This is a genomic window from Nitrospirota bacterium (assembly GCA_040754395.1).
In the GTDB taxonomy this organism is placed as follows: domain Bacteria; phylum Nitrospirota; class Thermodesulfovibrionia; order Thermodesulfovibrionales; family SM23-35; genus JBFMCL01.
The window spans coordinates 41952-64250 of the sequence record JBFMCL010000012.1; the positions used below are offsets into that span (position 1 = coordinate 41952).

18 protein-coding genes are annotated in these 22299 nt (G+C 43.9%); all 18 read left to right on the top strand.

Features of this window, described 5'->3' with window-relative positions; all coding sequences use genetic code 11:
* The first annotated feature begins 2 nt into the window (after positions 1-2).
* The 18 genes from AB1552_07750 to AB1552_07835 all read left to right on the top strand — a co-directional run bounded on the left by AB1552_07750 (position 3) and on the right by AB1552_07835 (position 22279).
* A complete protein-coding gene (locus AB1552_07750; GenBank protein ID MEW6053665.1) occupies positions 3-1178 on the top strand; it encodes a hypothetical protein in 1176 nt (391 codons plus the stop codon).
* Between the two features lie 18 nt (positions 1179-1196).
* Positions 1197-2384: a UDP-N-acetylglucosamine 2-epimerase (non-hydrolyzing) gene (wecB, locus tag AB1552_07755; GenBank protein ID MEW6053666.1), complete on the top strand. Its 1188-nt coding sequence runs from the start codon at positions 1197-1199 to the stop codon at positions 2382-2384.
* Between the two features lie 190 nt (positions 2385-2574).
* Entirely contained in the window at positions 2575-5361 is a 2787-nt protein-coding gene (locus AB1552_07760) for a PKD domain-containing protein (GenBank protein MEW6053667.1), read from the top strand.
* 59 nt (positions 5362-5420) lie between these two features.
* A complete protein-coding gene (locus tag AB1552_07765; protein MEW6053668.1) occupies positions 5421-6092 on the top strand; it encodes a hypothetical protein in 672 nt (223 codons plus the stop codon).
* Positions 6093-6157: 65 nt separating this feature from the next.
* Positions 6158-7429, top strand: coding sequence for a glycosyltransferase family 4 protein (locus tag AB1552_07770; GenBank protein MEW6053669.1), 1272 nt, complete (start codon positions 6158-6160; stop codon positions 7427-7429).
* A 107-nt stretch (positions 7430-7536) separates the two neighbouring features.
* The gene (locus AB1552_07775) at positions 7537-8796 is read left to right on the top strand and encodes an O-antigen ligase family protein (GenBank protein ID MEW6053670.1); all 1260 of its coding nucleotides are present in this window, start codon (positions 7537-7539) and stop codon (positions 8794-8796) included.
* Positions 8797-8873: 77 nt separating this feature from the next.
* Entirely contained in the window at positions 8874-10286 is a 1413-nt protein-coding gene (locus AB1552_07780) for a hypothetical protein (protein ID MEW6053671.1), read from the top strand.
* A gap of 92 nt (positions 10287-10378) precedes the next feature.
* Positions 10379-12163, top strand: coding sequence for a hypothetical protein (locus AB1552_07785; protein MEW6053672.1), 1785 nt, complete (start codon positions 10379-10381; stop codon positions 12161-12163).
* A gap of 157 nt (positions 12164-12320) precedes the next feature.
* Complete coding sequence (locus tag AB1552_07790; GenBank protein ID MEW6053673.1) at positions 12321-12698, top strand: acyltransferase; 378 nt, start codon at positions 12321-12323, stop codon at positions 12696-12698.
* A gap of 1 nt (position 12699) precedes the next feature.
* Positions 12700-13920, top strand: a complete 1221-nt coding sequence (locus AB1552_07795) for a glycosyltransferase (GenBank protein MEW6053674.1) — start codon at positions 12700-12702, stop codon at positions 13918-13920.
* A gap of 33 nt (positions 13921-13953) precedes the next feature.
* A complete protein-coding gene (locus tag AB1552_07800) occupies positions 13954-15075 on the top strand; it encodes a glycosyltransferase family 4 protein (protein ID MEW6053675.1) in 1122 nt (373 codons plus the stop codon).
* The gene (locus AB1552_07805; GenBank protein MEW6053676.1) at positions 15072-15926 is read left to right on the top strand and encodes a ChbG/HpnK family deacetylase; all 855 of its coding nucleotides are present in this window, start codon (positions 15072-15074) and stop codon (positions 15924-15926) included. Before AB1552_07800 ends, AB1552_07805 begins: the two co-directional genes overlap by 4 nt.
* Before the next feature lie 63 nt (positions 15927-15989).
* Positions 15990-17354: a hypothetical protein gene (locus tag AB1552_07810; GenBank protein ID MEW6053677.1), complete on the top strand. Its 1365-nt coding sequence runs from the start codon at positions 15990-15992 to the stop codon at positions 17352-17354.
* Positions 17355-17367: 13 nt separating this feature from the next.
* Entirely contained in the window at positions 17368-18405 is a 1038-nt protein-coding gene (locus AB1552_07815) for a glycosyltransferase family 2 protein (GenBank protein MEW6053678.1), read from the top strand.
* A gap of 136 nt (positions 18406-18541) precedes the next feature.
* Positions 18542-19111 (top strand): class I SAM-dependent methyltransferase, encoded by a 570-nt coding sequence (locus tag AB1552_07820; protein MEW6053679.1) that lies wholly within the window; start codon positions 18542-18544, stop codon positions 19109-19111.
* Positions 19112-19215: 104 nt separating this feature from the next.
* Positions 19216-20292: a hypothetical protein gene (locus tag AB1552_07825; protein ID MEW6053680.1), complete on the top strand. Its 1077-nt coding sequence runs from the start codon at positions 19216-19218 to the stop codon at positions 20290-20292.
* Positions 20293-20548: 256 nt separating this feature from the next.
* Entirely contained in the window at positions 20549-21475 is a 927-nt protein-coding gene (locus AB1552_07830) for a glycosyltransferase (GenBank protein ID MEW6053681.1), read from the top strand.
* Between the two features lie 39 nt (positions 21476-21514).
* Positions 21515-22279, top strand: a complete 765-nt coding sequence (locus AB1552_07835; protein ID MEW6053682.1) for an ABC transporter permease — start codon at positions 21515-21517, stop codon at positions 22277-22279.
* The last annotated feature ends 20 nt before the right edge of the window (positions 22280-22299 follow it).

A 22299-nucleotide genomic window follows, 5' to 3' on the forward strand; every position in this document is an offset into this window, starting at 1 on the left:
CCATGTTTTTAGTCGCCGAACCAATCTGCTGGGGGATGGAACATGTCCCTTTCAATGCCGGATTGCTGAGAACAATACGCCTTGCGTTCCCTGCGGAAAGAGTGCACTTTTTTGGTGAAAAATCTCATGTAGAACATGTGAAGGGGTACATAGGGCCACAATTTGCTCATGCCATCGTCTGGGAGCCATTGGTATTGCCCCCCCGACATGCCGGTTTCTCGAGCCGTTTGCATGCGGACATCAGGTTGATACGGTGCCTACTTGACAAGATGAATGGGGATCCTTTAAACCATGTACTGGTAATTACCGGCAATCCTTCTATCCTGTGGGCTCTTAAGTTTTTCGTGCACACCGTTCACGGAGACAAAAATATTCAGGTCATTTTCCATGGGATACTCTCTTCCCTCGGCTCCCGGAGGTCTCTGAGGCCATTCAGGCGTTACTGCGATATCAGGGCATCTCTGAGCAAATTCAATCACAGGAGAATCCAGTACATCGTCCTTGAAGAATCGATCCGCGATGCAGTAGTGCGGTGCCTTTCTTCCCTGAAAGACCGAATGGTGGTGCTGGACCATCCCATTCCCCTGGATGGGGATGCCCACGAGGCAAATGATTTCAGTTTTCCTGTGCAATTCGGGTTCCTGGGTCTGGCAAACGAACATAAAGGGTTTTCAAAATATCTGACAGTTGCCAGGGAGATAACTTCGAAATATCCGGGAAGGGCGAAATTCCATGTAATCGGAAGGGTACAGAATCAGTACAAACATCTGCGCATTCCGGAGATTGATTTCCTTGGCGAAAAACCGGGGTCAGAGAGGTTAAGCCGGGATGAATATGCGCAGCACGTCAATAAACTTCACTTTACCTGTCTCTTCTATCAGGACCGTCATTATGAGTTCAGCGCTTCCGGTGTGTTGCTGGACAGTATTGCATGGGAGAAACCCGTCATTGCATCGCAGCTTCCGATATTCAGAAATATCGAAACTGTATTTGGCAACATCGGGTATTTGTGCGATAACGGCAGCTTCAGCAGAACGATAGAAACTATTCTTACCAGGACCGATTCCGATCACTACAGACAACAGGTTCTCAATATGCGGAAAGTGAAAGTATCGAGGTCACCGGAATCACTTGCCGGGAAATACCGTGAGCTTGTCGATATACTAAAGCATGTGTAAGGCATACTTGTCTCTCTAATGAAAAAACTCTCACCTGCATCAAAATGGCTCATAGTCGCGGGGGCGAGACCGAACTTCATGAAGATCGCTCCGTTGATCCATGCAATAAGGGAATCGAATGCCCGCAACGCACGCATAAGTCCGGTCATAGTGCATACCGGCCAGCACTATGACAAGGTACTCTCCCAGATTTTTTTCGATGATCTTGGGATTCCTGAGCCGGACTTCAATCTCGGCATAGGTTCCGGCAGCCATGCGGAACAGACAGGAAGGATTATGATCGCGTTTGAACAGGTGGCTCTGGCGCAGAATCCTGATCTCGTGGTAGTTGCAGGCGATGTGAATTCGACCATCGCCTGTGCCCTGGTCGCTGCAAAACTCAGCATCCCCGTAGCCCATATTGAGGCTGGATTGAGATCATTCGACAAAACCATGCCGGAGGAGATAAACAGGATACTGACCGACCGGATCAGTGACTTCCTGTTCACGCCTTCGCGGGATGCTGACGAGAATCTCAGGAAGGAAGGTATCGCCGCTGAAAAAATCTTTTTTGTCGGAAACATCATGGTGGACAGCCTGATGCTTATCATGAAACACATCCACAAATCACGGATATTGTCGATGCTCGGGAAAATCCTCGACCATCACACAGGATATGCCATGATCACCCTCCACCGGCCCTCAAATGTTGACGACAAAAGGACACTGGAGCAAGTACTGGGATGTATCAAAGAACTTTCAAGGGATATGCCGATGCTGTTTCCGGTACACCCGAGGACAGCAAAGCAGATCAATGATTTTGGACTTGGCCGGAACATCACGTGGCTGGATGCTGATTACCATATTATGCGCGGACAAAACGCCAGTAATATCTATGGTCTGCCCCCGCTCGGCTACCTTGATTTTGTTACCCTGATGGCAAGGGCAAAAGTCATTTTTACTGATTCCGGAGGCATTCAGGAGGAAAGCACTGTCCTCGGGATACCGTGCATTACCCTGAGAGAGAATACCGAAAGACCTGTCACCGTCACAGAGGGAACAAATACCATTACGGGGAATGATCCGGAAAAAATAACCGGTGCCTTCATACGCGCAATATCGCCGGGAGAAAAGAGTATCAGAAGTATCCCTGCACTGTGGGACGGGAAGACAGCACCGAGGATAGTCGAAATTTTGGCCTCAAAATATTTTTCTGCTCAATCATGAGTGGGAAACAGCTCCAACTAAAGTTGCAGAAGTCTTTTCAACCTTATGTGTGCATGGAATCTATAACTTTCTGCGCTATTTATTAAAACCATTTGGCGATTGACAATATTCTGCTTTTCTTATACTAATGTATATATAGGAATACCAGTAAATCAGCCGGCCATATCCAAAAAGGGGGAATAACGGAGTCATGCAAAAGAGAAAAAAACATATCACTTTTTTCCTTATTAACCTGCTTCTGACATGTTTTCTTTTATCTTCAGGCTATGCATTTGCGGACGTCATTATCGATAACGGACAGGCAGGCACATCCTATACCGGAACATGGGGAATTTCCGGGGGTACCCTGCCTTATGGCACAAACAGCCTCTGGTCGAGGGACGGGGCCACGTATACCTGGCAATTCTCTTCACAACCTGCAGGCACATATGAAGTGTACATGTGGTGGTCTGGCTACGCAACGAGAGCAACAAGCATAGCGGTAGACATCTACCACCGTGACGGGCAAAGCACCGTTACGGTAAATCAGCAGTTGAACGCAGGCCAGTGGAACAGCCTCGGGCAATACTATTTTGACACAAGTGGAAGAGTAACAATTATTGCAGCCAATGGCTCCACAGTAAGCACCTGTGCTGATGCGGTACGATTTGCCCCGGTCTCAACGAACTCTCCTCCCACCGCGTACATTGACTCAATAACTCCCAATCCGGCAAACCCCGGTCAGACCGTTTCATTCTCAGGGCATGGCACCGACTCCGACGGGACGATCGCCGCATATCAGTGGAGTTCAAACATCAACGGTCTCCTCAGCACAGAGAGCGCATTCTCTTCCTCAACCCTCTCTGCAGGAACACATACGATCTCTTTCAGGGTTCAGGACAATGAGGGGGCATGGTCTGCACCAGTTGCCCAGACACTGCAGGTAGGCGCTCCTCCAGTCGAATACATCATAGACAATGGTGCTGCAGGCACCTCATTTACTGGCACATGGGCTATTTCAGGAGCTTCAAATCCTTACGCAATAGATTCGGTCTGGAGCCGCGACGGCACCACCTATACCTGGACATTCACTCCTGCGGTTTCAGGAAACTACGACCTCTCCATGTGGTGGACAGTCTGGCCTTCGCGGAGCACAGCCGTGCCTGTTGACATCACCTTCTACGGCGGAACTTCACGAGTGGTTATCAACCAGCAGCTCAACGGCGGCAAATGGAACCTGCTCGGCAACTTCTCCTTCCTCGCCGGCCAGAGCTACACCGTAAGAATAACCTCGCAGCCCGGGCCGTCAAGTACCTGCGCAGATGCGGTCAAATTCTCGCGGGTATCTGACCTGAATGCCCCTCCTGTGGCCACCATCGATTCTGTCACTCCCAACCCTGCCCTTCCCGGGGAAACCGTAACCTTCACCGGGTCAGGCTCGGATACCGACGGTACGATCACCGGCTACAGCTGGCGCTCCAGCAGAGACGGCGTAATCGGCACCGCTGCGTCTTTCAGCACCTCGGCCCTCTCAGAGGGAATACACACCATATATTTCAAGGTTCAGGACAACAACGGCGTATGGTCGCCGGAAATAAGCCATACTCTGAATATCGGCAATCAGGTCTCAAATACCGAACATATATATTTCTGTCTAACATTCTTTGGAGCAAATGACAAAGCCTTGTTGATTGCAACCTTGCAGGATGTTGGCGCGGTTCAGCAGGGTAATGTCTGGACTTATACAAATAGTGCACTGGGGAAAGATTATGTAATTCATATTGTGGAAGATATAGAAACCATGAAGCAGGCATTATATACGGAAAATGCGCATGTGATTGTAAAAGGACATTCCAACTACGGACTGGGTGGGGTTTTTATCCCGGATTACGCATATGAACATCAAGTGCTCAACAATATTCGGTATATCGATGATGACCTGATTTTTAATTACTCCTCTCCATGGATTTCCGTAAATGTTGCAAGCTGCATCATAAGTCACGCATTCCCAAACTGGTGGCCAATTCTGCAGGATGGCACAAACGGCATCATGCCATATGATTTTGGGGATCCAAGGGGGAATCCTCCTTACAATTACTATTTAACCTATCAAATACCCGGCGATCCGAATATTTACAAAGTCGAGACCGTACGAAACAGCGCACGCGAGCGGTTTCCGGATTCAGGAGTGCCTGCATGGTATTCACCTGACGGCTCAAGCCCGAATCCGTCAAATCCTTCACACCGTCAGTACTATATCACGAACCCTGATAATTCCTTCTTATCCGCTGGCAGATGGCTTTGGACTAATAATTCTTATGCCGGCAGTCTGACCGGATTCTATGGCTTTCATTATTGCCGCATTAACGCAGGTTCGGGCAGCAGCCAGGCTTCATGGCGCTTTTCCATACCTGTCAGCGGCAGTTACAATGTATCTGCATGGTGGCCGTCATCTCCGCTTAACACATCTCAAGCCAAGTATACTGTGAACCATGCCACCGGCAGCACGTTAGTGATGCAAAATCAGCAGGTTAATGGTAGCGTTTGGAACAACCTCGGAACCTTTTCTTTCAATACCGGTGAGTATTCAGTAGTACTAACTGACCAATCCGGCTCCGGGCAAATTGTTGCTGATGCAATCCGGGTAACAAATTCTGCAAATCCAAGCATTGATATCACGGTAGATAACTCTTTTTGCCCTAAATCACATTATTATAAAAAGTCGATCGTCTTCAGGAGACAGCTTGAAATAGAACCGGAAAAACTGAAATATAAGCGGATGCTGTATGATGCATGCACGACAGGAAGCTACTACCTTGAGGCGTTTCAGAGAGGAACCATGTTCTTCACGGTTATTGGCTCGAGGACATATGGGAGCTATAAATATCTCAAGGCGTATCTGGAGGGAAAAAGTGATCAGGAGATATGGACAATACTGCAGGCATACGACCCGGTATACGATTATTATTACTTCGATAAATCGCCGTCAGAACAGTAATATTATGTTAGGAAAATTCTTGATAACGTCAATTAATACAATTGCGGAGGGTTATGTACATGAACATTAAGAAAACATTGTTCGCATTATTGTTCGTCGGGATATTTACTGCTGCACATGCTCAGGAGCCTGTAAGGCCTGACGTGTCCCGTATGTTCGATTTTGACAGGGAAGCAAAGATAAATCATCTCAGCAATATCAGTGCGGAAGAAGCTTTCAACAATCTGACATCGCCAGACTTTATGCTAAACGATGATCTCCTTCACAAAGCAGTATTCAAAGCTTTTGAATTCAGAAAATCGGATGCGATTGCCATTGTTGTGCAGGCTCTGAGGACAGCGCAGCATCAGTCAGTGAAGAATACGCCGGAAACTGAGAACAGATTATATATCTCAAGAAAATTTCTTGAAATCTTCCCTGAAGACACTACTGGAACACTGTTAAAATTATATGCCTCAGCCGATGCACCCACAAGGTCCAGAATTCTCTATGTGGCAGGCAATATGCCCGGCCAGCCCATCAGAGAACTTCTCATCAAAGCGCTCGACGATAAGACAACCTTTGAGAAAGAGAATCCGGAAATAGCCGGACTGCCTTTGCGCATTTGCGATGCGGCATATAATCAACTTGTAATTCGCTATAAGATTCAAAATGTTCTCAGGACAATTGGAAACGATTTGACAATCCAGACCAGAGATTACCATATAAATATCCTCAAAAAGTATTTGTAAGTTTTTCCCTGCAGACTTTTACTCACTCATCTGCCTGAGAGATCAGGTGTTTTTCGCTTATTCACATGAAAAAGGTATTGATTATCGCTTTCTACTTTCCACCCTGCATAAACATGGGAGCCCAGAGACCATACAGGCTTGCAAAATATCTTTCCAGTAATGGATGGGAGCCAATAATTCTTACGAAAACACTTCCGGGAAAGCCTCCTGATGGAATTCGTATTATTGAAACCCCGTATAAGGATGTTATCGGAACCCTCAAGTCATCCTTCGGGTTTGACAGACAAAAGGGAATTCATGAACAAATGCATATTCAGGAGTCAAAAAATTACTCCCATTCAGCATGGAAAAGTAAAATCATAAAAATTATGAGAGAAATAATTGCCTTTCCCGACGATTTCATCGGATGGCAAAAATTTGCGCTAGAATCGGCCTGTGAATTGCTTGATAATGTGCGAATTGATGCAATTATCAGTACTTCTTACCCAGTCACATCACATGTAATAGCATCGAAACTAAAAAGGAAATACCGTATCCCCTGGGTAGCCGATTTTCGGGATCTCTGGACACAAAATCATTACGTCAGGAAATACAGGTTGATTCATCTTGCCGAGAAATTCTTGGAGAAGAAAACACTCTCAGGGGCTGATCTGCTTGTGACGGTGCATCCTCTTACTGACATGCTAAGGGAAATGCACAGGGACAAGAATGCCTTATGCATTACCAACGGATATGATCCAGCCGATTATCCGGAGACAGAGCTGCAGCTGTCCGGGAAATTTTCAATAACCTATACCGGAATACTCTATGCCGGGAAACGTGATCCGTCGATGCTTTTCAGGGTCATAGATCAATTAATACAGGATCGCAAGATTGACAGAGACCGGTTAGAGATAAATTTCATCGGATGTTCTGAGAAGTGGCTGAGAGAGGAAGTGAAATCCTACGGGCTGGAAAAAATCGTCCGCATACAGGGGATGATCCCCAGGGAGGAAGCACTCAGGATTCAGAGAGAATCTCAGGTGCTGCTCATAATACGTTGGAATAACAAAAAGGAAGAACAGATTATACCGGGAAAATTATTTGAATATTTTGGTGCGAGAAGACCGATTCTTGCTATCGGGGCCGGAGGTGTTGTGCAAGACATTCTGGAAAAAACCCAGACTGGCAGGTTCGCTGACAATGACAAGTCATTAAGTGATATCATTCTGCAATATTATCGTGAATATATGGGTGATGGTACGGTCAGTTATTCTGGCAATCAGACTGTTGTCGATTACACTTACCCTTCTATTGCACGCCAATATGCAGAAGTTTTGAATACGCTGCCATGTTAATTGAATCTCTGAGTTTGTATAAAAAATATTCGTCGAAAAAATTACTCTGGATACTGTCTGGAATATCCATTGCGGCATTTGTGTCATATTCTATTGCGAATGCCAAATTGATTTATCTTGGCGTTTTATTTGCGCCTTTGTTCATTTACCTGTCGATCTCCAAGCCATTCATTTTTCCGTTCGGGGCATATGTATTCCTTCTCCCATTCGATTCAGTGCTTGCCATTTCAGGTTCCGGGGGAGCAACGATCACAAAACTGCTTGGAATTATTACAATATTTGTTTTTTTGACCAAATCGCTGATTGAAAAGAAATTTGAAAAACCTGACAGAGCAACATTGTACTGGATACTCTTCATCATATATGCGCTCACATCTTTCTTCTGGGCAATTGTTCCGGAGGTGGTCCAGGCAAGATTCATGACGGCAATCGGGTTACTGCTGTTGTATCTTGTCGTAGCTTCATACGGAGTACAGAAAAATGATTTCGCACTCATCAAATATTTTCTTTTGGCAGGTGGGGTCTCTGCTGCTCTCATTACAATATATAAGTTCAGAACCTACGGGATGGTATATGATACGACAGATTATGTCCGGACATCCCTTACAATGGGAGATCGGGCTTCGGAGCTCAATAAATTTGCGTTCAGCCTGTTGCTGTCCGTCTCAATAAGCATTGAATTGCTCCTTAATGAAAAGAAAAAATGGCTGAAAATACTTCTTTTGTCGGGATTATCTGTCATTATTCTCTGCCTGCTCCTGAACGGTTCGCGTGGTGGCCTGATCGGGGTAGGTGTCATATTTATTTCCTATATTCTATCGCAAAAGAAGCGATTGTCCATATGGGCTTTGGTACTTTGCATGGCGGTGCTGCTCGTTTCTCTCAGCCCCAATTATTTTACGAAAAGGTGGGATCAGGCGGTCGAAACCGGTGGCTCCGGAAGGTTGATAATATGGAGCACAGGGCTGGCTGCTGCAGACAAATACTGGACGGTCGGGGCAGGGCTCGACAATTTCCCCTATGTATACAACGAGTTCGGAAGTTTTACACCTTACAGCACGAAGATGGGCCGAGGCGCCCACAATATCTATCTGAGCACATTTATTGAACTTGGCATCATCGGATTGTTACTTTTGTTACTGGGAATGATAACTCATTACCGGGCCATACGCACCTACGATCAGAGCGCCAGCGCACAGATGCTGAAGGCGGCGTTCTGGGCGATGCTTGTCTCATGTTTCTTCCTTGATGCGATATGGACAAAGACATTCTGGATGCTTTGGATTCTGATAATGATGTACAGAAATGTTGTGGATAAGGAACACCTCATAAATCATCTGATCCTGTCCGGCAAGATCAGGCAATGATGCGCAATTAATACGGGGTAAAGACAATGCACCAACATAATCTCCATCCTCCGACCTCTTTTTCTGAACAGGGACAGATGCTCAGTTCGTTTGATACGCTTCCTGACGATATGCAAAAGCGTATTGTACAGTCAATTATCATAAATGACAGGATGAGCATGGCCGGGCACGAGCTTGGGAGGCTTCATATTATGCTGACCCGTTCACTCTGGCGTTTCAGAAAAAAAATATCAGGCAATCAAATGAACCGCTTTAAGACGTTATTAGAAATTCTGGCCAGAGCAGCTCAAAGCGGCCCGGCTCATATGCTATATGCCCTGTACCGTCTCAAAAGAAGCTGCCGGGATAATCTTCTGTCGGATTCAACAATGCAATCTATCGTTGATGCCCGTGGAAAGGATATCAAAGACTATGCGGTCTGCTTTGCCCGGCATATCCCTCAGCTTGAAGCATATCGGGGATTCTGGCATGATCACGCCCGCAATAACTCGTATGGGGTTATCCTTGGGATAGACCTTATTCCGTCTCAGGAAGGCTGCTGGTTCATTGAAAGTAATCTCAACTTTGGGATGAGCACCACCCGTTCTTCCTTGTATGATACAGATCCATTCGTACAGAATCTTCTCAGATTCACAACAGAAAAGGGATATGGCAACCTCATGTTTGTCAATAATACCCATGCAAATATGAACAGACGCATGGCTGCTCAGCTTGAGAAAGAAGCCCGGCGCAATAATGTCCAACTGAGTATTGTCGAAGATGCATATATTCCAGACGCACAGTATGGGCAAAGTTTTGGAATCCCCTCTCTCAAAACGGAAGATACCTTAGTGGTACGTACAAAATTTTACCGCACCAGTCTCGATTATCTGCTGCAGAACAAACTCGCAAGCAGCAGGGCATTAAGAATCTATCAGCAGAATTCTCCTGAACCCGCCCTTCTGCTCCCGCGAACGGAAGCTTCCCCCATTATCAGCAGGAACTTCCTGGATGAACCATTTCCCAATATGGTGATGAAATATCCCGGACATGATGAAGGCAAGGGAATTCTGTTTCTGAAAGCATCATCAGCAGAACATGCAGCCGAACTTTTAATGCAATCGGGAGAGTCATACCGCCGAAAAGGTTTTATAAACAGGATATACTCTGCAGTTGAAAACCAGAAGCCAGTATTCCAGCCATACATCCGATCTCATCTTCTTGAAGGAAGAAGACTTTATAAGGTACGCGCGCATATATTACTGGCACCCACCGGCATTTGCTTTCTCTCAGCCCATCGTGTCACCGCCCGGCACTCCGTACCCCACCACCTGCCATTGGGAATAGTGCATGACTCAAGACCATATCTGGTAAACCTTGCTACCAGTTCTGCATATGAAATACTTCCTCCGGATGAGGAAGTCGACGTGAAGAATGCTGCCACGGCTGTAGCAAGGGGGCTGTCATGGGCATTGTCTTACGGATTTGATATTTATTCTGAAGAACACTGAAACCTGCGAATACATTGCATACTTCATTCCGATCATCTTCGACCACTCCTTATAACTGGGAAATACATCCGGCAAGTCATCTGACCGGGTGGATGGCAATAAAAGGTAACACGCCCCCTGCACAGTTGAAAGAAATTCTGCAGGTAGGGCTCAATTCCTTCATGGGTGATTATGGCACAAAAAAGACCATAATAGTAAAGGATCATTTTGTATTCGGCTTTATTGTTCCTGCATCCCCGTTTCCTTTGACAACATGGTCATATTTTGAAGATGAGGAAGGCTGTTGCTTCATTGATGGTGTCTTTTATGACAAGTATCTTTACCATCAACCGGTTGATGGTGAAGATGTTCTTCTTGCAAAACACATAATAGATAATTTCAGACGCATGAATGTCAAAGCGATCGAGGAACTTAACGGTTCTTTCAGAGGTTTTATATATGATTTCAGGAATACGCACCTGACAACATTCATAGACCGTCTTGGAACGAAGATTCTCTACTGGTCGCGGGAAGGAAACAACCTCATTGTGACCACAAATCTTGCGAGTTTTTCAAAACTGAAAAATCTTTCACTCGATGAAATCGCAGCATTTCAGTTCCTTACGGTCGGCTTTCCCATCGGCAACAGGACACTGCTGAAAGACATACAGATTCATACCCCGGGTATGACCAACAGTTTCAGGGATTCCTCCGAGGAAACCCGTCGATATTGGAATATTCCGCATCGTATGCAGGGCATCTCTCTGAATGCCTGCGTTGAAATGATTATGGAATCAGTCGAGGATCATGTTGAACGCGTCTACAATAAATCTCAGGTCAAACTCGGTCTTGCGCTATCAGGAGGTCATGATTCGAGGGTAATACTTAATGCTCTTGTATCCAGAAAAGTGCCATTCGTTCCTGTGCTTTGGAGAGATAATAACTTTAATGACAGAATTGCGCTAAACTTGTGTTCATTACTCAATAAGGAACCAATTATTGCTGACGACGTTGACGTCAATGCACTTGATGACATTCAAAAAAATATCTTTTTGTATTCAGACGGGCATTATCTGAATTCTTTCGGTTTCATACGTTTGGGAAAACTTTGTTATGATCGTCACATACCGAGTTTGCTTATCGGATTCAGCGGCGATAAAATAAGCGGTTCTCTAACATATCCTGACCCGGCATACCTGAAGAATATCAGAGAGCTTGCACAATACACCCTCAACAATCAGATGGAGCTCTTTTCTTTTGACCAGGCCCAATCCCTCTTATTGACTTCTGATACTAGACTGACGGATGTTACGTTTTCAGAGTGGGAAGACAGCTTTGCCAAAATCACTCCCCGTGAACATTTGTCTGACATTTCCATATTGCAGGGATTTGCGAATCGGAATCACAAGCGAGTCCGGTTAGCTATGCTACCGGCCGAACAGTATGTGCAAGATCTTTTTCCCTATCTGGACAGTAAGGTGCTGAATTCCTATTTCAGCCTGCCCTTTGATTTCCTGAAACATCAGAAGGCGCACTGTTTTGCTGGATTCCGGAGAGTCAGGGATTTCAGAAAATATCCGGCAAGTAATTACCCTATTTCTCTTGCACAGGAGGCTCTTGTACCCAAATTTCTCTATTTTCTGAGACTCCTGAAGTTAAAGGGACAAAGATTATCAACATCGATAAGACCACAAAAATACAGGGGAGTCTGGAATCAATTACATGAAGAAATATTGGATGAAATAGTCCAGTCGCCCCTGTTTGATTCCGGATTGCTACGAAGAATGTATACTGAAAAAAGTATATATCCGGCGGAACTGTATAAGCTCCATACGCTTGTCAGATTTTACGATTTCTATGTCTGTGGAAATCAAAGCAAGATGTGGCAAGCATTATAGCGCGCTGCAATTCATAACGATTTCTCAAATGCGAAAACTTATCGCTTACGTTTGTTACCTCTTCTATAATCTCGGCCCACGATGGCTTCCGAATTCCGATCCTTATATATTCCGGTGGTGTAAATGGATCAGATATGTTCTCGGAAAAGGGATCATTATGAAATGCGGTAAAAATGTGAACATACAGAATCGTGCACGTTTCGGTCACAATCTATCGGTCGGGGACAATTCCGGGCTAGGTGAAAATTGCCGGGTCGGCTCAGGCACAATCATCGGGAATAACGTCATGATGGGAGCTGATGTCATCATTGTCACGCAGAACCATAAATATACCCGGGAAACCTTCGAGGGATTCATAAAAAAACCGGTGATTATTGAGGACAACGTATGGATCGGCTACCGTGTGATTATTTTGCCCGGGGTACGTGTCGGAAAAAATGCCATTATCGGTGCAGGGGCTGTGGTTACAAAAGACGTTCTACCCTATTCTATTGTAGGCGGCGTTCCTGCAAAAGTGATTAAAATGCGTGAATAACATGAAAGTGCTTGTCATTTCATACATGTTTCCCTGCAAAAGACATCCGATATCCGGTATTTTTATTGCGAATTTATTGAAAGAACTGGCCACCAAACTGGATGAATTGGTCGTCATCACTCCTCGGCCATATATTCCCAAATTTCTGTTAAAATTCAAAAAAGACTGGGACAAGTGGTTTATTGATCCACTTTTTTCTAAAGAAGGTTCAATTGAGATCATCAGACCTTATGTGTTGAATCTCAAAGGAGTATCTTACGACGGGGTTAATGGTATTTTAACGCAATACTCCTTATTACACTTGGTAAAAAATCTTAGTATAAAAAAGCAATTTGACCTCATTTTAGGCTATAACATGATTCCCGAAGGTATCACAGTTGTAAGATTGGCAAATAAGTTGAATTTACCCGTTGCTTTTTGGGCTATCGGATCTGATGTCAATGCATATTCGCATCATAATAAAATAAATTATTTCCTGTCAAAAAAATCCATTGAGAATTCCGATCTGGTGATTACCGAAAGCAAGGATCTTGAAATGAAAGTTCGTTCATTTACTCAAAAATCAATAAACGTAAAAACTTTTTATAAAGGTATCCATATCGAGGCATTTCAAAATCTCCCTGAAAGACATATAATTATCAATAAACTTTCTCTTGATCCTCAAAAAAAATACCTGTTATTTGTCGGAAGAATTTCTCGTGATAAAGGCATTTATGATATCGCTGCTGCTTTTGCGAATATTGCGGGTAAATATCCTCACTGTGACTTAATAATGATTGGTGAAGATATAGAAAAAGAAAATATAATGATGACATTGAGAGAAAATGGGTTACAGGATCGAGTTCAATTCAGAGGCATAGTATCTCACAGAGATGTCGCACATTATATGAAAATTGCGGAACTCCTTGTTCTCCCTACTTGGGCTGAAGGGCTGCCGAATGTTGTTATGGAGGCAATGGCCATTGGCCTTCCGGTTGTAGCAAGTAATGTCGATGGTATTCCTGAAGTCCTGCAAAATGAAGTTACCGGCCTTTCAGTTCCTGCAAGAAATGTCGATAAATTGACTGATGCCATAACGCGGATGCTTGATGACAGTGCATTGAGGGAAACTTGCACTGCGAATGCAAAAAAACTGGTATATGAAAATTTCGACGTGAAAAAAAATGTCAATTTGCTCTATGACATGCTTGTTGAGATCAAAAACAACCATTCACCTCACTGACACTTCTTTATTTCTTCTTATTTCCCCGGGGGCATGAATAAAAAGGTCTGTATCATTCATAAGGTTGACACCCTGGATCCGCGTTCTTTCTATAAGGAAGGACGTTCACTTTCCAGGGCCGGATTTGAAGTGGTAATTATGGGAACTTTCCGGAACAACATGACAATTGACGGCATCAGAATTCTCGGGTTCGGTCCAGCGAGAAACCGCTTTGCCCGTTTTCTTGCCACAAATTATCGTATTTTTCTGAGTGCGGTGAAAGAGAGGGCAGCGGTATATCATTTCCATGACATCGATTTCATTCCATGGGCAATCCTGCTGAAGGCATTTACCAGAGCCAAAGTCATATATGACATTCATGAAGCATATCCTGAATATATGTTACTGAAAACATATATCCCGAAATATACGAGACGCTTGCTTTCTTCCTTCATATTCATATTGGAGCATTCTGCTGTGAAATTCTTCGACGGTATCATTCCCAATGATAATTATATTGCCGAGAGCTTCCGGCATAAAAATAACATCACTGTCTTCAACTTTCCCACACTGGATTTTTTTAAAGATGGCAACAGGATTCCGTGGAAAGAAAGAAAATATGATCTTTTCTATCACGGCACTTTGCCACAATACCATTTTGAAAGAATGATGAATATCGCAGAAAAGCTTACTACAGACAATATTCCGAACAAATGGGGGATTGTTGCCAAAGACGGACCGGTCAAGGAATGGGCGAGAGCGGCATTGATGAAGAGAAAATTAACGTCGAATTTCGACTTTTTGCCCTATACCGATTACCTGAATATATATGATTATTTAATGAATGCACGGATTGGCATCATTCCTCTCCCGCCATATGAGAAATTTATGAAGAATATTCCATTGAAACTGTTTGAATTCATGGGATGTAAACTTCCGGTCGTATTGTCTGACCTTCCACCTTCCCGGCAATTCATTATAGGCGAGGATTGCGCGATCCCTGTCGAGCCGGACAATGTCGGGAAATATGCAGACGCGATTGTTTTTCTGCTGGACAACCCGGTCAGAGCTGAGGAGATGGGAATGAAAGGACAATCCCTTGTGTTGAATAAATATAATTGGGATAAGGAAGAAGAGAAACTCCTGAAGCTCTACAATGAACTGATATACACATGAATCGCAAAAGTACACGATCTTCTCCCAGGGTTATCATCAATGCTGACGATTTCGGCATTACCGATGGAGTAAACAAAGCCATATTCCGGCTTGCAGGGGCCGGAATCATCACAAGTACTTCCGTTATGTGCAATATGCCCTATTATACCGATATCACTGAACTCAGAGATACGGTAGGGGTAGGAATACATTTGAACCTAACTCTCGCGAAACCGGTTGCAGAGCCCGCCAAAATCCCAACACTCATCAATAAAAATGGCAATTTTCATCCCTTACCGGAACTGATAAGACGAATGAACCTCCGGTCTGTATCCAAACAGGAGGTGGCTTTTGAACTTCGAGCTCAAATCAGCCGTCTTCTTGATATGGGGATACAGCCGGATCATATCAACTCTCACGAGTCATTTCTCAAATATCCTTTTTTTAAAAACATAGGTGTGGAAATAGCTCAGGAATTTGGCATAAAATCATTCCGGTCCTTTCTGCAGAGGAAATTTGACTTTTCCCGCCTGCTCAGTCCCAGAAAAACATTGATATCTCTCTACCTCTTTGTGCAGAAAAAAGGACTCAGACGATCCGGCTTTAATCTGGCTGACAGATATGATTCATTAATATCTTTCGGTCTTGATCATGATACGGCCTTAAGGAAGCTTCAACAGATATTTAAGGATTTGCCACAGGGAATTCTTGAAATCGTTGTGCATCCCGGATATGTCGACGAGAACAGCAGCTTTTTGGGTGAATATGTATTCGAAAGGGAAATTGAGTTAAATGCGCTTATGAGTGATTCCTTCAAAAGCATTTTGAATGCTTCAGGTGTAATTTTGATCAGTTTCTCTTCGATCCATTGAGCAATGCTACGCGATTGGAAAATGGAATTATACTGGCGGTTCCCGGTATTCCTCCAGGAAAAGGTGCTGAGCATATATGCAAAGCATCTGGACAGAATCTACTATGGTCACGAATATCATACGTGGAAACAATGGCTGACAGATTTTAGAAATCTTCCTTTTCCCGAGATTGAATCGTGGCAGAATGATCGGGTGCGTTATATTCTTCAATCCATTAGCAGCAAAGTACCATTCTACAGGGAAAGTTACAAGCATCATAACACGGATATCGTGCAGTCTAAAGATAATCTCTATCTGCTGCCCTTACTGGAAAAGCAGTCGATCAGGCAGAATGAGATGAATTTTCTCGCCAATGGTCTCACGCCCAAATCGCTCTGGCTGGAGAAAACCAGTGGGACAACCGGGACAGCGCTCAGAATATATTGGCCGATGTCGATGGTTGCACAATGGTGGGCCATTATAGAACTCATGGTCAGACATGTTGCAGGTGTATCGCAGGAAATTCCACGTGCAATGATGGGGGGGCGTCCTATTGTAAAAGGCGAAACATGCAAGCCTCCGTACTGGCGTTATAACAAAAACTGGAAGCAACTGTATTTGTCCAGTTATCATATTTCAAAAAAATCTTCGCAGGCTTATATTGACGCATTAAGAAAATATGAGAGTCAATGGATAACAGGCTACGGCTCGGCGATTGCGGCGCTGGCTGAAAACGCTCTGGAAAGGGGTCTGGAGCCGTATCCTCTCAAAGCGGTTATAGTGAGCGGTGACACACTTTTGCCTGGAATGCGCCACAGTATCGAAAAATATTTTCAATGCAGATGCTTCGACCATTATGGACAGTGCGAAGGAGTGGCAATGGCGATGGAATGCCCAAGCGGTCGCAAACATGTCATTCCGATGATCGGGATTATAGAAATTCTGAGGCAAGACGGATCATATTGCCAACCCGGAGAGATTGGAGAAGTTGTCGCAACAGGCCTTTTAAATGACGCAATGCCGTTAATCCGTTACCGCGTAGGAGATTACGCAGCATGGGCAGAGGATCAACATTGTTCATGTGGGAATCCCAACCCGATAATTACTGATTTAACAGGACGCGTGGATGACTATCTTATCACCGCCGACGGCAGAAAAGTTGGCCGGCTGTCTGCATTCAGGAGAAGTCCTTCCATTCATTCTGCGCAGCTTGTTCAGGATAAACCAGGGCATGCCTTCCTTCTTGTGCGTCCCGGATCAAAGTACAAGTCTGCAGACGCCGAAGCTGTCCGAGCCGACATTACGGAAAGAGTGGGGAAATTCGCTATAGATATAATTGAGGTTCAGGAAATTCCAAAAACCCCTCAGGGTAAAGCTATTTTGGTTGTTCGGCTTGATGAGCGTATTGAGATGAGAAGTAATTATTCAATATTGTTTAATATCAATTGATTACGGCACTTTTATGGATATCCCTTTAGTATCTATCGTCATTCCATGCAGAAATGAATCAAGGTTTATCGGCAAATGTCTTGACTCGATTCTCGCAAACGATTACCCGAAGGATAAATTGGATATTCTCGTGATAGATGGGATGAGTGAAGATGCTACCAAATCCGCGTTAAAGACTTATATGGAAAAGTTCTCCTTTATCAGGGTGTTCGATAACCACCGGAAAATTGTCCCATCGGCTATGAATATCGGCATCAGACATGCATTGGGCAGAATAATCATCAGAATGGATGCCCACAATATATATAACAGTGATTATATTTCAAAAAGTGTTCGATATCTGAAGGAATACGATGTCGATAATGTAGGCGGCATCTGGATTACCTTACCCGGTGCAGATACTGTTATTGCCCGATCAATCGCTTTGGCACTCACACACCCTTTTGGCGCAGGCAACGCATACTACAGATTAGGCGTAAAAAAACCTGAACTTGTAGACACTGTTCCTTTCGGATGCTACAAGAAAGAGGTATTTGACAGAATCGGCCTTTTTGACGAGGATCTGATCCGGAATCAGGACGATGAATTCAATGCAAGACTCATCGCGAACGGGGGGAAGATACTTCTTGCTCCCGATATAATCTCTTTCTATCATGCACGGGATTCTCTCCGAAAAATTGCAAAAATGTTTTTTCAATATGGGTACTTTAAGCCTCTGGCGGCAAAAAAAATTGGGAAAATTTTCACCCTGAGGCAGTTGGTACCACCTGCTTTTATGCTGAGCCTGATTACTTTCGGTGCACTCTCATTTGTGCATATATTTTTCTTTTATGTGTTCTTGTCGATTTTTCTTATCCATCTGATTTGCAACATATTCTTTTCCGCATCAATCGCAACCAAAAAAGGCATAGTTTATCTGATAGTTCTTCCATTTGTGTTTCTTGCGATCCATTTGAGTTATGGATGGGGGTACCTCAAAGGAATTATGGATTTCATCCTATTGAAAAAACACCGTGCGAACAGGCTGAAGGACATGTCCCTGTCAAGGTAATCATATGGAGACCCGGCAGGAAATCGATCGTATCAAAAAAACGTATGCGCGCAGAAAAGAAGAGATTTCTCCTGATCGATATTCATATTTCTCGCCCTCGCATCTTTTTATCGTACAGAGCAGGGAGCAGGCAGTATTGAAAACACTTAAATCGAAAGGATTCTCAGACCTGAAAGATAAAAAGATACTTGATATAGGATGTGGAGACGGCAACACACTGAGGAATTTCATTCAATATGGAGCATCGCCAGAAAATTGCTTCGGGATAGACCTCCTTCCTGACAGAATCCAACAAGCCTCCAGACTATCTCCGAATCTCCATTTTACATGCGGAGATGCATCGAGTCTACCGTTTAAGGATGCAATTTTCGATATTGTATTACAATATACAGTATTCACCTCTATCTTCGATCAAGACATGAAAAAGAATATTGCCGACGAGATGAAAAGGGTCTTGAAGCATGAGGGCATCATTGTCTGGTATGATTTTTTTGTAAACAATCCCCGAAATCCGAATGTAAGGGGTGTGAAGCAGCAGGAGGTTCGCAGTCTTTTCAAAGGGTATGATATTCAGATATATTTCCTGACATTAGCACCCCCGCTGGTAAGGCTTCTTGCCCCCGTCTCATTAACGTTCTGCCATATTCTTGAAAAACTGCCAATTCTTTGTACACACCATCTCGCAATAATCAGAAAATTGGGCTAAATTATTTTCGTTTCGAGTGATGAATAGCCGTGTGAGCATAATCACATTGCATTTACATGGATTTCTGATAACATATTTATAAGGTTTTTTCCAAGGAGGGTTATATGAAAAAGAAATACCATAGGATGAATGCTCTGAAAGTATGTTATGCAGTGTTTTTTGCTCTATTAATAATACTTCCGGGCAAAGAAATATACGCTGAGCAATTTTTTAAAACTCAGAATACCTGGCATGAAAAAGTACCTTCGAATCCAATCCTTAATAAAGATTCTGCAAACATTGTCAAAGATATTCTCTTGAATGCATCGACAATGTATGTTAATCAGGGACAGGATTGGAGTGTTCCCGTCTGCTATGCAGCAGCGAATACCCCAATTATTGCAGTTGAGGTTAAGAGCACACTACATGGTGAGTATATTCGTTCTCAGGGATGGGATAAGGTTCCTATTCCTCAAGGTTGTATGCCAGCAGGCAATTCTGCCACTTGTGCTGGGCAATATCGGGATGGACATATGGTTGTCATTAGCAGCGATAATAAATGGTCATGGGAATTTTTTGGGGCTTCTTATTGCAATGGGAAATGGTCAACAAAAACCATGAGAAAATGGGATTTGCAGGGGAATGGAATAAATTATCCATTTGATAATCGCAGTTCCCAAAGAGCAGCATCGGTCCCTCTTTTACATGGTCTACTGACCTATCAAGAAGTTTCTACAGATACAATCAATCATGCACTGGCTTTTTCCTATAATGCCGAAACTGATAAAGATCATATGACTATCTATCCTAGCGGAAATTATAGGAAGGGCATAAGCGCAAGAATCTATGCAATGAAACTGGGGGAACGATTACAATTAGATCCTTCTGTTGATTGCAATTCACTGAATTTGACTGTTTTTGGAAAAAGAATTTGTAAGGCTTTGCAGGCATATGGAATGATTTTTGTTGAAAATACCGGGCCTGGATATAATTATGTTTTCGCAGAAATCTCGAGTTCCTGGGGTACTCAAATTGGAGACATAAGTGCCATACCACTCAATAAACTCAGAGTTGTGGAACCTGTGTGCAGTGATTGTGCAGTATGCCCAAATTGTGTCACACCCACCCCGGCGCCACCCCCACCACCACCCCCTGATCCTGCACCTGTACCTCCGCCAGGGTCTCCCCAGTTATTGCCCTAACAGATCACACCGGATGTCTGAGTGAGGAGTTGAGTCATTCAGACATCCGAATGATTTTTTTATATAATCGGTTACTTACCATTTTTTTTCATTAAGAGGCAGATTTATCCCGTTCCGCCAAGATCAAGAAGGCATTTTTACGCTACCGTCTGAAGCGCACGTGCAAGCCGATTTTTTGCATGATATTGCACTGCAAGGACAGGTAACTTTTCTCTATTCCCGGGAACAATAATAATATCGTATCTCAAGAAATGCTATGCCAAAGGTCAGCGTAATTATACCTACCTATAATCGTGCCGACTTTCTTTACTCGGCAATATCAAGTGTCTTAGCCCAGACGTTTCAGGATTTTGAAATAATTGTAGTTGACGATGCTTCAACTGATGCGACACGAGATATCACAGAGGGGTTTAAAGAGAAGAGGCTGATTTATGTAAATCACAAAAAAAACAAAGGGGAGGCATTCTCCAGGAACTCCGGGGTAATGCAGGCCAAGGGCATCTATATCGCATTCCTTGATGATGACGATGAATGGTCGCCGGAGAAATTATCCAAGCAGGTTGATCTTCTTGATAATGCTGCAGATAACGTCGGCCTTGTCTACACCGGCTATTCGGTCATAGAAAAAAATAGTCAGAATGTTCTGTCGATCAAACTTCCTTCCAACAAGGGTGTCGTCTATGAAGACATCATACGCAGAAACTTCATTGGAACTCCGTCGACCGTGCTGATCAGAAGAGCCTGCATTGAAAAAGTGGGGTTATTTGATGAGGATATCGCGTACGGGCTGGATCATGATATGTGGATAAGAATTGCACAGTTTTTTCATTTTGATTACATAGGGGAGAGCCTTGTAAGGTATAACGTCCATCTGAACAGGATCACAAACAATACTCCGCTCAGGGCAAAGGGAATAGAGGATTTGACAAAAAAATACGGGAACGACTTCATTCTGAACAATACCTTCTATCGGAACAGTCTGCTGCCCCTCGGAGTTCAGCTATGCATCCTTGGAGACATGAAAAACGGGATAAAATTGCTGAAAAAGGCTGTCAGGGCTGATCCCTTCATATTAAGAAATTATTTTTTTCTTGGCTCCGCCCTTTGCGGCGAAGCCAATTTTTCAAGAATAAGAAGAATGAAACATTATCTCTCTGCATTGATTCGGGATAACAGCAGTTAATAATATTGTGCAGTTCTTAATCAGAGAAACCGGGGGGGCATGAGATCACTTGAATACAATGCTGATTTGGTGCTGCATCTCGTAAAACGCAGTTTCCATCTCCGTTACAAAGGTTCCGTTATAGGCATCCTTTGGTATCTTCTTTTCCCGCTTTCTCAGCTGCTTGTGCTTGTGTTCCTGTTCGGGAAAGTCGTACCTCTGAATATAGATGCGTACCCCGCCTTTGTTTTTTGTGCGCTGCTCCCCTGGGTATGGTTCAGCTCCTGCCTCAATTCATCTGCAAGCCTGTTTATTGCAAACCGGGACCTGATAAGAAAGCCGAACTTCGCCCCGCTGGTTCTGATAGTTGTTGATACTCTTTCGAATCTGCTCGCATATCTCATATTCCTTCCGGTACTTTTTCTGATGCTCGCCCTTTATGATCATTATGTATCCCTCTCTCTCATATATTTTCCCCTGCTGATTCTCATACAGGGCCTGCTGATAATAGGACTGGGAATGATCATATCAACAATGAATGTCTTTTACCGCGATATACAGCAGATCGTGAGCGTGGGAGTTATGCTTTTGTTTTATCTGACTCCCGTATTTTACCGGTCTGAAGCTATTAGCAGCAACTTTAAACTGCTCTTTACCCTGAATCCCATTGCAGTTCTTATCCAGAGCTACCGGTCGGTGATATTTTATGGCTCTGCTCCCGAATGGGGTCCTCTCCTGTTGTCTGCTGCGATCAGTGTCATTATCTGCGTGTTCGGGTTCCTCATCTATAAACGCCGTTTTCCTGATATTTTTGATGCATTATAAAACCATTCTGAAATACAAAC